The organism is Buchnera aphidicola (Aphis aurantii), from assembly GCF_039388985.1.
Taxonomy (GTDB): Bacteria; Pseudomonadota; Gammaproteobacteria; order Enterobacterales; family Enterobacteriaceae; genus Buchnera; species Buchnera aphidicola_BL.
Window position 1 is genome coordinate 192,454 of record NZ_CP135021.1, and the last position, 13,745, is coordinate 206,198.

General features: G+C 25.1%; 14 protein-coding genes and 1 other RNA gene. 8 read left to right on the plus strand and 7 right to left on the minus strand.

What is annotated here, in order from left to right; genetic code table 11:
- Positions 1-107: 107 nt before the first annotated feature.
- Positions 108-2,621: a DNA topoisomerase (ATP-hydrolyzing) subunit A gene (gyrA, locus tag RJT32_RS00910; RefSeq protein ID WP_343154412.1), complete on the minus strand. Its 2,514-nt coding sequence runs from the start codon at positions 2,619-2,621 to the stop codon at positions 108-110.
- 254 nt (positions 2,622-2,875) lie between these two features.
- Here gyrA and RJT32_RS00915 point away from each other — a divergent pair, with 254 nt between their 5' ends.
- Positions 2,876-3,649, plus strand: a complete 774-nt coding sequence (locus tag RJT32_RS00915; protein ID WP_343154413.1) for a DUF2076 domain-containing protein — start codon at positions 2,876-2,878, stop codon at positions 3,647-3,649.
- An 89-nt stretch (positions 3,650-3,738) separates the two neighbouring features.
- On the opposite strand, the gene RJT32_RS00920 is transcribed toward RJT32_RS00915, so the two are convergent.
- Positions 3,739-4,335: a peroxiredoxin gene (locus RJT32_RS00920; protein ID WP_343154414.1), complete on the minus strand. Its 597-nt coding sequence runs from the start codon at positions 4,333-4,335 to the stop codon at positions 3,739-3,741.
- A gap of 81 nt (positions 4,336-4,416) precedes the next feature.
- On the opposite strand from RJT32_RS00920, the gene ung reads away from it, so the two are divergent.
- Positions 4,417-5,082 (plus strand): uracil-DNA glycosylase, encoded by a 666-nt coding sequence (gene ung / locus RJT32_RS00925; protein WP_343154415.1) that lies wholly within the window; start codon positions 4,417-4,419, stop codon positions 5,080-5,082.
- Positions 5,083-5,166: 84 nt separating this feature from the next.
- Here the strand turns inward: ung and grpE are convergent, their stop codons facing one another.
- On the minus strand, positions 5,167-5,742 hold the full coding sequence (gene grpE, locus RJT32_RS00930) for a nucleotide exchange factor GrpE (RefSeq protein ID WP_343154416.1): 576 nt from the start codon (positions 5,740-5,742) through the stop codon (positions 5,167-5,169).
- 112 nt (positions 5,743-5,854) lie between these two features.
- On the opposite strand from grpE, the gene nadK reads away from it, so the two are divergent.
- Positions 5,855-6,733: an NAD(+) kinase gene (gene nadK, locus RJT32_RS00935; RefSeq protein WP_343154417.1), complete on the plus strand. Its 879-nt coding sequence runs from the start codon at positions 5,855-5,857 to the stop codon at positions 6,731-6,733.
- 166 nt (positions 6,734-6,899) lie between these two features.
- Entirely contained in the window at positions 6,900-7,193 is a 294-nt protein-coding gene (locus RJT32_RS00940; RefSeq protein WP_343154418.1) for an outer membrane protein assembly factor BamE, read from the plus strand.
- 25 nt (positions 7,194-7,218) lie between these two features.
- On the opposite strand, the gene ssrA is transcribed toward RJT32_RS00940, so the two are convergent.
- Positions 7,219-7,590: a transfer-messenger RNA gene (ssrA, locus tag RJT32_RS00945) on the minus strand.
- Between the two features lie 137 nt (positions 7,591-7,727).
- Between ssrA and grxD the strand changes: the two genes are divergently transcribed.
- The gene (grxD, locus tag RJT32_RS00950; RefSeq protein ID WP_343154419.1) at positions 7,728-8,054 is read left to right on the plus strand and encodes a Grx4 family monothiol glutaredoxin; all 327 of its coding nucleotides are present in this window, start codon (positions 7,728-7,730) and stop codon (positions 8,052-8,054) included.
- Between the two features lie 143 nt (positions 8,055-8,197).
- On the opposite strand, the gene rnt is transcribed toward grxD, so the two are convergent.
- Positions 8,198-8,839, minus strand: a complete 642-nt coding sequence (rnt, locus tag RJT32_RS00955; protein WP_343154420.1) for a ribonuclease T — start codon at positions 8,837-8,839, stop codon at positions 8,198-8,200.
- A 162-nt stretch (positions 8,840-9,001) separates the two neighbouring features.
- Here rnt and RJT32_RS00960 point away from each other — a divergent pair, with 162 nt between their 5' ends.
- The 3 genes from RJT32_RS00960 to ychF all read left to right on the plus strand — a co-directional run bounded on the left by RJT32_RS00960 (position 9,002) and on the right by ychF (position 11,440).
- Positions 9,002-9,613 carry a Fe-Mn family superoxide dismutase gene (locus tag RJT32_RS00960; protein ID WP_343154421.1) on the plus strand — a complete coding sequence of 204 codons (612 nt, stop codon included), beginning with the start codon at positions 9,002-9,004 and terminating at the stop codon, positions 9,611-9,613.
- A 112-nt stretch (positions 9,614-9,725) separates the two neighbouring features.
- Positions 9,726-10,262, plus strand: a complete 537-nt coding sequence (pth, locus tag RJT32_RS00965; RefSeq protein WP_343154522.1) for an aminoacyl-tRNA hydrolase — start codon at positions 9,726-9,728, stop codon at positions 10,260-10,262.
- Between the two features lie 89 nt (positions 10,263-10,351).
- Positions 10,352-11,440: a redox-regulated ATPase YchF gene (gene ychF, locus RJT32_RS00970; RefSeq protein ID WP_343154422.1), complete on the plus strand. Its 1,089-nt coding sequence runs from the start codon at positions 10,352-10,354 to the stop codon at positions 11,438-11,440.
- 72 nt (positions 11,441-11,512) lie between these two features.
- Here the strand turns inward: ychF and thrC are convergent, their stop codons facing one another.
- Together thrC and thrB are read right to left on the minus strand one after the other, a co-directional pair.
- A complete protein-coding gene (thrC, locus tag RJT32_RS00975) occupies positions 11,513-12,802 on the minus strand; it encodes a threonine synthase (protein WP_343154423.1) in 1,290 nt (429 codons plus the stop codon).
- Positions 12,803-12,805: 3 nt separating this feature from the next.
- Entirely contained in the window at positions 12,806-13,735 is a 930-nt protein-coding gene (thrB, locus tag RJT32_RS00980) for a homoserine kinase (protein WP_343154424.1), read from the minus strand.
- Positions 13,736-13,745 lie beyond the last annotated feature (10 nt).

The window sequence follows — 13,745 nt, forward strand, 5'->3', positions numbered from 1 at the left end:
TGAAAAAATAATTTTTATGTAAAATTTTTTGTTTTTTAAACATTATTAGTTCTTGATAATATTAAATTAATGAATTTTATTATGTAATTTCTTTATGTAATTTCTAATTATATAGCATTTATCATAGGTTCTACAATTCTTTGTAAAGCAACAACTTTTTCGTTTTTTGATGTGCGTATTAAAATTACACCTTGTGTATTTCTTTTTAATACACCTATTTCTGACACTCTAATTCTTACTAGTGTTCCAGCATTGGTAATCATCATAATTTGATCTTTTTTTATAACTTGTATAGCTCCAATTATCTTTCCGTTCTTTTTTGTTAATTTTATTGAAATAACTCCCTGTGTTGCGCGTGATTTGATTGGAAAATCAGATATTTTTGTGCGTTTTCCATACCCGTTATTAGTTGCTATCAGAATATTTTCCTTCTCATGAGGAACGATTAATGAAACGACTTTATCATTTTTTAGCATTTTAATGCCTTTTACTCCAGATGCTGTTCTACCCATAGCTCTCACACTATTTTCTGAAAATTGAACTACCTTTCCATTTTCTGTAAAGAGCATGATATTGTTATTTCCATTAGTTAATGCTACCCCAATCAATTCATCATTTGTTCTTAAATTGATAGCTATAATTCCAGCAGATCTAGGTTTTTGAAATTTTTTTAGAGAACTTTTTTTCACTATACCTTGAGCAGTGGCCATAAAAATATTAAGATTATCTTTATATTCATGAACAGGTAAAATAGCTGTAATTCTTTCTTTATTGTTTAATGGTAGTAAATTTACTATAGGTCTCCCTTTTGCATGTCTACTAGACTCTGGTAATTGATATACTTTCATCCAATATAAAATACCTCGACTTGAAAAACATAAAATAGTATCATGTGTATTGGCGATTACTAAATTTTGTATAAAATCTTCTTCTTTTATTTTAGCAGCTGATTTTCCTTTCCCCCCTCTTTTTTGTGCATTATAATCTGAAATTGGTTGATATTTTACATAACCTGAATGTGATAATGTAACGACTACATCTTCTTGATTAATTAAATCTTCAATATTTATATCTGTATGATGTTCAATTATTTCTGTTTTTCTTTTATCATTAAAGTTGCATTGTATTAATAACAATTCTTCTTTAATTACTGAAAGCATACGATTTGGGTCTTTTAATATTTCTTTAAGTTCTTTGATTTTTTGTGTCAAATTATTATATTCTAAAGTAATTTTATTTTGTTCTAAATTAGTCAATCTTTGTAATCGTAAATCTAAAATTGATTGTGCTTGTTTGTCGCTGAAGTAATAGTAATCTTTTTTTTGTTTTATTGTTTCTATTTTGTTTTGTATGTTGTGTTTTGTATTTTTATAAGCCCATTTTTTTTCTATAATGAATTTTTTTGCTTCTATTGTATTTTTAGAGTTTTTTATTAAATCAATAATAAGATTAATATTAATTAAAGCAACACTTAATCCTTCAAGGATATGAGTTCGTTTTAGTGTTTTTTTTAGTTCAAAAATACTACGACGTGTTACTATTTCTTTTCTGTGTGATATAAAGTGTTGAATAATTTCTTTTAAAGATAAAGTTTTTGGTTGTCCTCGACATAATGCAACCATATTTATTCCAAAAGAAATTTGTAATTGAGTGAGAGAATATAATTGATTTAAAATAATTTCTGATAACGCTTCTTTTTTGATTTCAATTACAATTCTCATTCCGTCTTTGTCAGATTCATCGCTTAAAGCTGTAATTCCGTCAATTTTTTTTTCTTTTACTAGTTCCGCTATTTTTTCTATTAAACGCGATTTATTAACTTGATAAGGAATTTCATAAAAAACAATTTTTTCTTTATTGTTTTTTTTATTTTTTTCAATTTTATTACGTGCACGAATATAAATTTTTCCTTTTCCAGTTCGATATGCTTCTTCGATACCTTTTTTCCCATTAATAATACCTGCGGTGGGAAAATCCGGTCCTGGAATATGCTTTATTAATTCTTTTAAAGTAATATCGTTATTTTCTATATAAGCTAAACATCCATTAATAACTTCGAATAGGTTATGAGGCGGAATATTTGTTGCCATCCCAACAGCGATACCGGAGGATCCATTAATTAAAAGATTTGGTATTTTAGATGGTAATATTTCAGGTATATATTCTGTACCATCGTAATTAGGCGAAAATTCAACGGTGTTTTTTTCCAAGTCAATCAATAATTCATGAGATATTTTAGACATTCTAATTTCTGTATATCGCATTGCTGCAGCAGCATCTCCATCTACTGATCCAAAATTTCCTTGGCCATCTACCAATACATACCTCATTGAAAAATTTTGCGCCATTCGAACTATTGAGTCATATACAGCAGAATCTCCATGTGGATGGTATTTTCCGATTACATCACCTACTATTCTAGCAGATTTTTTGTATGGTTTATTCCAGTCATTATGTAATACGTACATTGCGAAAAGTATTCTTCGGTGAACTGGTTTTAAACCATCTCGAACATCAGGTAAAGCTCTTCCGACGATCACTGACATAGCATAGTCTAAATAAGAACTTTTTAACTCTTCTTCAATATTAACTTGTATGATTTCTCGTGCAAGTTTTTTCATGATAACTATTATCTCTTTTAAAATTAAAAATTAAATTAAGTGAAAATTATAACATAATTAATATATTAGATGCATTGAAAGAAATAAATTCTATAGTTAAAAATATTTTTTTTGTTAATCAATTAATAGTTAAAATATTTTTATATTGTTTATTTTTAACGAAAGTATTAAAATACTAACTTGTTACAATTATGTTATTAATATTTAACATAGTAAAAAATATTTTAGTTATAATTAAATACGAGATATTTGTTATGAAAGATGAAGAAAAAAAATTAATAGAAAATTTGTTTCATCGTTTGAAAAAAACTGAATTAAATTCTTCTGAGAGAGATGATGAAGCAAATAATTTAATTCAAGATTTAGTAAAAAAACAGCCCTGCTCTCCTTATTATATGGCGCAAACAATATTAATCCAAGAAACAGCAATAAAGAAATTAAGTTTACAAATCGAAGAATTAAAAAATAAAATATTAAATTTTAATGTAAACACATCAAATAAAAAACCAAGTTTTTTATCTAGTTTTTTTAAAAAAGAACCAATATCTTTAGAGAAATCTAATAGTATTTGGAAAAGAGATCAAAATATTCCAGAATCGCACAATTCTTTACCAACATCTTCTGCAACTATTAGTAATACTAGTGGTAATAATGGTGGTTTTCTTAAAAACGCTTTACAAACTGCCACAGGTGTAGCAGGAGGAATGATTCTAGGTAATATGTTAATGAACGTTTTTAATCATAGCAAACCGGAAGAAGAGATATTTGATAATGTTAATGAATCTTCTATATCTAATGTAGAAGAGCATGCATTTCATTCAAATAATGAAGATCACTTAATTAATGATCATTATGATAATCATTTTTATAATGAACATTCATCTCATTTAAATAATGAATATACTCATGAAATCGGTGATGACATGAATGATATGAATGACATGAATGACATGAATGACATGAATGATATGAATGATATGAATGATATGAATGATATGAATGATATGAATGATGATAATTTTATTTAATTATTTGATATAAGTTTTTTGCTAAGTAGTTTTTTAAAACAAGTTAAATAAAGCCAGCACGTTTTTGCTGACTTTAATATAAAATAATTTTATGAAAAATGTTTCTCTAAATATGAAGAAATTCCTTGTGAAGAGGTAGTTATTCCATCTTTTCCAGGTTCCCAATTTGCAGGGCATACTTCTCCATATTGGTGGTGAAATTCTATAGCATCTATCATTCGTATCATTTCATTTACATTACGTCCGAATGGAAGATCGTTAACAACTTGATGACGTATAATCCCGTTTTTATCAATTAAAAATGAAGCTCTTAATGCGATGTTTAATTCTGGATGTTCTATTCCATAAGATTTTTGGATATCATGTTTTATATCAGATACCATAGGAAATTTAACTTTGCCAATTCCTCCGTTTTTAGGAAGAGTTTTTTGCCATGCTTGGTGTACAAAAACACTATCAACAGATACACCTATAATTTTTACATTTCGATTTTGAAATTTTTCATAAATTTTATTAAATTCCATAATCTCAGAAGGACATACAAAAGTAAAATCCATAGGCCAAAAAAACAACATCACTGATTTTCCATTGGAGTACTGGTATAAATCAAAAGTATTTGTGATTTCTCCATTACTTAAAATTGCTGGAGCTATGAAATTAGGTGCTTTTCTTGTAACTAAAACCATTATTTTTTCCCTTTCATGTATATAATTAAAGTCATACCTTTTTAAAAATGCTTTATTTAATTAACTTAAAAAAGAGTTTTTATGAATGATAGTTTAACTTGGAAAGATATTTTATCTCAAGAAAAAAAAAAATATTTTTTTGATATTATTAATTATATTAGAAAAGAGCGTTTAAAAAAGATAATATGCCCTTCTTCAAAAGATATTTTTAATGCTTTTTCGTTAACTCCTTTTAATGCAATCAAAGTAGTTATTGTTGGACAAGATCCTTATTTTTTAGATAATCAAGCGCATGGTCTGGCGTTTTCAGTTCCGAAACATGAAGATATCCCACCTTCTTTAAGAAATATATATAAAGAATTAAATAGTGATTTTAAAAAAAACTATATGTTTAATCATGGTTGTCTTGAAAATTGGGCAAAACAAGGTGTTTTTTTATTAAATACCATTTTAACTGTTGAGCTGGGAAAACCAAAGTCTCATAATCATATCGGATGGGAAATATTTACTAACAAAGTAATTTATTATATTAGTACATATAAAAAATCTATTATTTTTTTACTTTGGGGGAACGATGCTCAAAGAAAACATAATTTAATTGATACTAATAAACATTACATTTTAAAATCATCTCATCCATCTCCGTTATCAGCTCATCGAAGTTTTTTGGGGTGCAAACATTTTTCTAAAACTAATAAAATATTAATGGAATGCAAAAAAAAAGAAATTAATTGGTTTGATATTTAAATTTATAAGTAAAAATAGAAAAAATTTAAAAATTTTTTCTATTTTATATAAATTTTAAGTATTAATAGATTTTATAGATTTTTTTTAAATTTTAGAAACTATTACAAATGCTTTTCGAAGGATAATATTATTAAAACTAAAACCTTTTCGTATTACTGAGATAATATGATCAGGTTGTATTTTCGTTGAATTTTCAGTTAATATAGCATTATGAATTTTTGGATTAAAAATTTCATTTGTTTTGCCTTCTATTTTTACTCCAAATTTATATATGATTTTCAACAAAGACTCTAATGTTAATTTTATTCCTTGTACCAATGGTTCTTTTTCTAAATGTACTTTTTTAGCTAAAGATAACGTATTTTCTAAAACGTCTATAATAGGGATAATTTTTTTAAAAAATTCTTCTTTTTTTATATTTTTTATATTTTTTATTTCTATTTCAGCATTTTTTTTTATATTTTCTATATAGGCTAGATGCCTTAATTGTATATCATGTTCTTTTTTTTTAGTATCTAATAATTTTTCTTGTAATTCACTCAAATTATTTATATCAATGTTTTGAATTTGATCATTATTACTTATTTTTTTTTCATTTTTTTTATTTGTATATGTTTTTTCAATATCTTTGTTTTTTAGTTGTTTTTCTTCAGTATCCATAATATCACCGTTTCGAACATTACTGATTAGTTAAATATAAATTTGTTTTATATGTTTTTAAATTTATTTGCATATTAATTAAATATATATATTCATTAGGGATTTTAATGCAATGAAACAATATTTCAATTGTATCGGTATTGTTGGACGTCCTCGTAACTCTAATGCATTAATCACACATGAAAAACTGTACATATGGTTAATTAAAAGAGGTTATAAAGTTTTTGTTGAATATAATATCTCTAAAAAATTAAAGTTAAAAAATCTAAAAACTGCTACATTGATAGAAATTGGTCAACTTTGTGATTTGGCTATAGTAATTGGTGGAGATGGAAACTTACTATGTACAGCTCGAATTTTATCATATTTTAATATTAAAATCATTGGTATTAATAGAGGAAATTTAGGATTTTTAACAGATTTAAATCCTGACAATCAATTTAAGAAATTATCAGAAGTGTTATCTGGGCATTATTTTATAGAAAATCGTTTTTTATTAGATATTAAAATTTATAAAAACAAAAAATTTTATAAATCTAGTATAGCTATTAATGAAGTTGTTGTTCACCCAAAACACATAGCTCATATGATAGAATTTGAAGTTTATATTGATAATCAATTTGCTTTTTCACAACGTTCAGATGGTTTGATTATTTCAACGCCGACTGGTTCAACAGGTTATTCATTATCTGCGGGGGGACCAATTATAGTAACTTCTTTAGAAGCTATATTATTAATACCTATGTTTCCTCATACTTTATCAGCTCGACCTTTAGTTATTCGAAGTGATAGTATGATTTGTTTAAAGTTTTCAAATTCAGAAAAAGATTTAAAAGTTAGTTGTGATAGTCAAATAGTATATCCTGTCAATAAAAATGAATGTGTTTTCATTAAACGAAGTAATTATTATTTAAATCTGGTTCACCCTAAAAGTTATAACTATTTTGAAACTTTAACATCTAAGCTAAATTGGTCTAAAAAATCTTTTTGAAAATTATGTATTTTTCAGGATATAACATATATAAATAATAGGATAGAATATAAAATTATAATAGTGTGATTTAAAGAATTTTTTTGTACAGTAATTGTAAATAAAAATTTTATATAAAGTATTAGGAAATAATTTATTAATGAATATTCAGATTTTGATAGTGAAAATGTTGCTAATAATTTTTTTATTGACTAATTGTTCATTTTTAGTCAATAAAGATTATAATTCTAATAATATAATAGATGAATTTGATTTAAATTTAAATGAATTTAAAAGAAATTATAAAGGTATGACAAGAGAGCAAATAATTTATATTTTTGGAAATCCAATAATTTCGGATTCTTTCAGTGATTCATATCATTATATTTTTTATAAACGATCTGAAAAAAATATATGCAAAAAAATTACTTTAAATATTTTTTTTAAAAAAAATAAAGTGTTTAGTTTTAATTTGAAATGATTTGAATTAATTATAATTTATAAATTTTTGGAGCTGGCGGGATTTGAACCCGCGTCCAAAATTTCTAAAAATAAAGATACTACACGTTTAGTTTTTCTGGGTGTTGAATTCTTTTCCTATTTTAGAAAAACTTAATTTAGGAAAATAGCTTAAAAATATTTACGTGTCACTATTAAGCTTTGTTTTCACGTTTTCTCTTTAATAAATGACCTTTAATAATTCTCGTTATAAAAGAGATAATTTTGAGAATAAAGGGCGTTAAAACAGTTTTTTAAGCTGCTAACGCGTAGTTTTGTTTGTTATTTGTATCTATTTTTTTACGGCTTTTTACGAGGCAAACCGTTCCTCGACATGCACTTTATTTTTTTGATAATTTTGTCGAATCCGAAACAGCCCCATAGTTTTAGTTAATTGATAAAATATTTAATTGATTAGTATTACAAAAAAAAATACAGTTGTCTATAAAATATTTTTCAATTATTTATTACTTAAAATTATTTAAAATATTTTTAACCTTTGAACATGGAGAACAGTATGGAGATAATAAAAAAAATAGAACATCAAATTAAAAATAATATTATTTTAATTTATATGAAAGGAACACCAGATGCTCCTAGTTGTGGTTTTTCTGCGCAAGCTGTAAAAGCTTTATCGATATGCGGAGAAAAATTTGCATATATAGATGTTTTAGAAAACGAAGACATTAGAAAAGAACTACCTAAATATTCAAATTGGCCTACATTTCCTCAGTTATGGGTAGATGGAGAGTTGATAGGAGGTTGTAGTATTGTTTTGGAAATGTTTCAAAATGGCGATTTACAAAAATTAATATCTAAAACAATCAATAAATATAAAAAATAAAGTTGTTGGAGTGAGATTAATAAAAGATATGACATTTCTTCAAGATAATTTTTAAAAATAAAATTATTAATGTCATATCTTCTTTAATCATTTGAAAAAAAATTTTATAAAATTAAAGTTGTATCTAACATCTAAAAATATTTTTATTTTTTTATATTAATTGGCCATCCACCTAATTTTTTCCATCGATTAACGAGTTCGCAAAAAAGATTTGCAGTTTGCAAAGTATCATAAAGTGCAGAATGAGCTTGGTTATTATCAAATGATAATCCAATAGCTTTACAAGCTTTAGCTAAAACCGTTTCTCCTAGAACTAATGCGCTTAAAGATGCTGTGTCAAATGTAACAAAAGGATGAAATGGATTTTGTTTAATTTTAACTCTTTGTATTGCAGCCATTAAAAAATTATGATCAAAATTAGCATTATGTGCAACTACAATACTTTTTCTACAATTTTCTATTTGAATCCCCCTTTGAACTGTTTCTAATATCGATTCAATTGCTAATTTTTCACTAATAGCGCCACGTAATGGATTAAATGGATCAATTTTATTAAATGCAATAGCATCAGAGTTTATAATAGATCCCTGAAAAGGTTTAATATGAAAGTGAAGTGTATTTGCTTTGTGTAACCATCCTAATTTATCCATTTTTAATGTTATCAAAGCAATCTCTAATACTGCATCGGTTTGTGGATTAAAACCAGCTGTTTCGATATCGATGACAACAGGGTAAAAACTGCGAAATCGATTATTTAATAAATTAAATTTTTCCGTTATAGGCATTTACATCTCATTTTAAAAACTATTTTTTTATTTTGATAGAATTAATTTTTCATTTATATATTTGTTATGATTCTTGTTTTATTTAATAATTGTACTATAATTTAATGCAATATTTAAAAGAAAATTTTTTATTTAATTTATATTTTAATTAAGGAAAATAACATGAGCTACCTTTTACCCGCTTTACCTTATTCATACAACGCATTAGAACCTTATTTTGATGAAGAAACAATGAAAATTCATCATACAAAGCATCATCAAAATTATATTAATAATACTAATACTATTTTAGAAAACACAGCTTTTTCATCTCTTTCAATTGAAGAATTAATGTCTATATTTAATGAAATAAGTTTAGAAAATAAAAATATACTACGAAATAATGCAGGTGGACATATTAATCATAGTTTTTTTTGGAAATCTTTAAAAGCTAATACTGTATTAAATAATAGTTTAAAATTAGAATTAGAGAAAAGTTTTGGCAGTTTTGAGTATTTTAAAAATCAATTTGAAGATATTGCTTTTAAACATTTCGGATCAGGTTGGGTTTGGTTAGTGAATCAAAATGGAAAATTGACTATAGTATCTACTACAAATCAAGATAATCCATTAATGGGAAAATCAATATCAAATACTTATGGCGATCCTATTTTAGGGTTAGATATTTGGGAACATGCATATTATCTAAAATATCAAAATAGAAAATTAGATTATGTTAAAGCATTTTGGAATGTAGTAAATTGGGATAAAGTTGATAGTCGTTTGAATAAATAAAATATTTTTTAAATACACACCGTTTCAATTAAATATTTAAACATATAATATCTATTATTATATGTTTTATATAAAACAAGATATCAAAGGATTATTTTTGAGTACTATTAAGATGATTGTGGGATTGTCTAATCCTAAAAAAAAATATCATAATACACGTCATAATATAGGTTCTTGGTATATTTATTCTTTAGCAAAATATTTTAATGTATTATTAAAAGAAGAAAAAAAGTTTTTTGGTTTTGTTGCTTCTATTAAAACATATTCGAATGATATTCATTTATTTATACCTAATATTTTTATGAATATTAATGGTGGTGCAATATATAAAATTGCTTCATTTTATAATATTGATTTAAATGAAATATTAGTGGCACATGATGATTTAGATTTAGTATCTGGAACGTCAAAACTGAAATATAGTTATGGACATAGTGGTCATAATGGTTTAAGAAGTATTATCACTCATTTTAGTAAAAAAAAAATAAATTTTTATAGACTGAGAATTGGTATCGGTCGACCAAACAATAAAAAAGAAATATCGTCTTTTGTACTTTCACGACCTTTCAATGAAGAAATTTATTTAATTAATATATCTATTCAAAATGCTATACAAAATACCATTGCTTTATTAGGTAAAATTACTTAAATATAATTATTTAATTTAATAGTCATCATGACAATTAGAATTATTTTAATTTTTAAAAAATAAAATTATCTATTTTAAGGTGTATAAATATGGGTTTTAAATGCGGCATAATAGGGCTTCCTAATGTTGGAAAATCTACTTTATTCAACGCCTTAACTAAAGGAAATTCTGCAATTGCAAATTTTCCATTTTGCACTATTAATCCTAATATTGGAATAGTTTCAGTTCCGGATGTTCGTATAGATGAACTTTCTAAAATTATTTCCCCTAAAAAAATAGTAAATGCATATATAGAATTTGTAGATATTGCAGGTTTAGTAAAAGGAGCTTCTAAAGGAGAAGGTTTGGGAAACCAATTTTTAAGCAATATTAAAGATACACAAGCTATTGCGCATGTTGTTCGATGTTTTAAAGACGATAATGTTAGTCATATTTATAATAAAATAAATCCTAAAAATGATATAGATATAATTAATTCCGAGCTTATATTATCTGATTTTGATATCTGTGAAAAATCTATCTTAAGATTGCAAAAAAAATCAAATTATAATATACAAGATAAAGAAAAAAAAATATTTGTTTTAAATAAATGCATGAATCATTTAAAAAATTTGTTAATGCTTAAAACATTAAAATTAGATTTAATAGAAAAGAAAATAATTAGTGATTGTCGATTTTTAACTTTAAAACCCACAATGTATATTGCAAATATTAATGAAAATAAAGAATCTTTACATTTTTTAAAAGAACTAAAGCAAATAGCAAAAAAAGAAAATTCTTTGGTGATTCCAATTTCTTCAAATTTAGAATTAGATTTAGTTAAAATGAATAATGATGAACAAAAAGATTTTATGAAAGCTTTTAATATACAAAAATTAGGATTAAATAAAATTATTAAATACGGTTATAAAATACTTGATTTAATCACTTTTTTTACAGTTGGGATTAAAGAAATTCATGCGTGGTCTATACCCAATGGTAGTACAAGTATTCAAGCTGCTCATAAAATTCATAGTGATTTTAGTAAAGGTTTTATTCGTGCTCAAATTATTAAATATTTAGATTTTATTCAGTATCAAAGTGAAACAAAAGTTAAAGAAATGGGAAAATGCAAAATTGAAGGAAAAGATTATCAAATTAAAGATGGTGATATTGTTAATTTTTTATTTAATGTTTAAAAATTATTTAATTTTTTTGAACTTTTTAGTTATGGTTGTTGATTAGAGAGGAAAATTGTCCTCTCTAATTTTTTATTTGTTTAATAAAAAGTTTTTAAGTTTACAAAAATCTGGATTTATATTATGAGATAATAATGGTAAGTTAACTCTACAGTTAATTTCATCTGGTAAAGTAATGCTATTTTTTAAAATTTGTTCAACAGTATTTTTAAATTTAGCCGGATGCGCTGTTCCTAAAAATAAACCATATTCGTTTTCTTGAAGCTGATCACTTAACAACTTATATGCAATTGCAGCATGTGGTTCAGAAGTATATCCAAGTTTAAAAAGTTCTTTAATTGAGTTTTTAGTATCATTATCTGATACACTTCCAAATCTTAAATTATTTAAATTCCAATTATTTCTTTGAAATAGTTCTTCAATTCTAGGCCAATTATTTGGTTGGCTAATATCCATTGCATTAGAAATTGTAGATATTGTTTTTTTTGGTTTCCACTGTTTGTTTTTTAAAAACCTAGGGACAGTATCATTTGAATTTGTGCATGCTATAAAAGACTTAATAGGTAAACCAAGAGATTTCGCTAATAATCCTGCTGTTAAATTTCCAAAATTTCCGCATGGAACAGCTATAACTAAATTTTTTCTTTCTTGTTCTGAAATTAATGAAAAAGCTTCAAAATAATAACATATCTGTGCTAATAATCGACTTATATTAATAGAGTTAGCAGAATTTAAACCTATCAGTTCTTTTAGTTTTTTATCATCAAAAGCTTGTTTAACTAAATTCTGACAATCATCAAAACTACCATTAATTGATATAGTTGTTATATTTTCTCCTAAAGTACAAAACAACTGCTCTTGTAATAAGCTAATTTTACCTTTTGGATATAAAATAATCACTCGAATATTTTTCATTTTATAGAATGCATGTGCAACTGCAGCACCAGTATCTCCTGATGTTGCAGTTAAGATAGTAAAAGATTCGTTGTTTTTGTTTAGAGAAAATATCATTTGAGCCATAAAACGAGCTCCAAAATCTTTAAATGCTAATGTTGGTCCATGAAATAATTCAAAACAACTGATATGTTTAGTAATAGGTACCTTTAATGGTTTTTTAAATGAAAATGCTTTTTTTACTTGCTCATACAATATTTGTTTAGATATTTCACGATCAATAAATTTGGAAAGTATTTCAGTGCTTCTTGTAATAAAATCCATTTTTAGTATTTCTGATAATTCAAAAGGTGTAATAATTGGTATTTTTACTGGAAAAAATAATCCTTGTTGCTGTCCTAGTCCAAGTTTAATAGCAGTTTCAAAATTAACTTGCTCGCTATGATTTTTTAAATTATAAAGTTTCATTTTTTATCCTATTTTTCGAACACCTTTTGTATCTATATAGCAAATGTGAACAAATCCCGTTTTGTTCTGTAAATAGTTTTTTGTCAACCATAAGGATATTTTTTTTGCAATTTTAATATTATCTGAAACTGCAAAAATAGTTGGTCCTGAACCAGATATTCCGCAGCTTATTGCTCCTAATTTTTTGATTTTTTCTTTATTTTCCAAAAAATTAGGTAGTAGTTTAATACGATATGGTTCTGCTATAAATTCTTTCATACATTTTGCGGCTAAATCAGATTGTTGAGTATATGATGCATGAATAAAACTAGCTAAATAACGACTATTTTTAATACAAATATCTTGTGTATATTTTTTAGGTAAAACTTTTCTTGCTTCTGCAGTAGATAATTTTATTCCTGGCCAAGCTATTATCCAAAACCAAGTTTTAAAATTTGGTATTTTTTGACTAACTATATTATAGTCTTCTAAGATTAATTGTAGACCGCCAAGATAAGATGGGGCAACATTATCATAATGAACACTACCTGATATTTCTCCTTCTACTTCACCCATAAGTAATAATAGTTCTTTCTGATTTAGTGGGTTATTGAAAATTTCATTAATTGCAACTAAAGTAGAAACTATAGAACAAGCGCTAGATCCCAGTCCTGATCCAATTGGTAAATTTTTTTCCAAGACTATAGAAACTGATATATTTTTTTTAATTATTTTACAAAATTTAGACCAACATTTCCAAACAATATTTTGCTCGTTATGTATAGGTAATTGATTAGAAAATATTCCTTTGTTAACTAATTGAAAATTCTCTGACAATTTTATTGTTACACAATCACCTAGTAAATCACCGTTGATTGGTTTAATAGCTGCACCTAAAATATCAAATCCAACTCCAACATTACCAATAGAAGCTGGTGCGTAAATTTTAATCATTACTGTTACT

What these genes read in the sequence shown, in the direction of transcription:
- gyrA (WP_343154412.1), bottom strand. Translation starts at nt 2,621, where the DNA reads ATGAAAAAACTTGCACGAGAAATCATACAAGTTAATATTGAAGAAGAG.
- RJT32_RS00915 (WP_343154413.1), top strand. Translation starts at nt 2,876, where the DNA reads ATGAAAGATGAAGAAAAAAAATTAATAGAAAATTTGTTTCATCGTTTG.
- RJT32_RS00920 (WP_343154414.1), bottom strand. Translation starts at nt 4,335, where the DNA reads ATGGTTTTAGTTACAAGAAAAGCACCTAATTTCATAGCTCCAGCAATT.
- ung (WP_343154415.1), top strand. Translation starts at nt 4,417, where the DNA reads ATGAATGATAGTTTAACTTGGAAAGATATTTTATCTCAAGAAAAAAAA.
- grpE (WP_343154416.1), bottom strand. Translation starts at nt 5,742, where the DNA reads ATGGATACTGAAGAAAAACAACTAAAAAACAAAGATATTGAAAAAACA.
- nadK (WP_343154417.1), top strand. Translation starts at nt 5,855, where the DNA reads ATGAAACAATATTTCAATTGTATCGGTATTGTTGGACGTCCTCGTAAC.
- RJT32_RS00940 (WP_343154418.1), top strand. Translation starts at nt 6,900, where the DNA reads ATGTTGCTAATAATTTTTTTATTGACTAATTGTTCATTTTTAGTCAAT.
- grxD (WP_343154419.1), top strand. Translation starts at nt 7,728, where the DNA reads ATGGAGATAATAAAAAAAATAGAACATCAAATTAAAAATAATATTATT.
- rnt (WP_343154420.1), bottom strand. Translation starts at nt 8,839, where the DNA reads ATGCCTATAACGGAAAAATTTAATTTATTAAATAATCGATTTCGCAGT.
- RJT32_RS00960 (WP_343154421.1), top strand. Translation starts at nt 9,002, where the DNA reads ATGAGCTACCTTTTACCCGCTTTACCTTATTCATACAACGCATTAGAA.
- pth (WP_343154522.1), top strand. Translation starts at nt 9,726, where the DNA reads ATGATTGTGGGATTGTCTAATCCTAAAAAAAAATATCATAATACACGT.
- ychF (WP_343154422.1), top strand. Translation starts at nt 10,352, where the DNA reads ATGGGTTTTAAATGCGGCATAATAGGGCTTCCTAATGTTGGAAAATCT.
- thrC (WP_343154423.1), bottom strand. Translation starts at nt 12,802, where the DNA reads ATGAAACTTTATAATTTAAAAAATCATAGCGAGCAAGTTAATTTTGAA.
- thrB (WP_343154424.1), bottom strand. Translation starts at nt 13,735, where the DNA reads ATGATTAAAATTTACGCACCAGCTTCTATTGGTAATGTTGGAGTTGGA.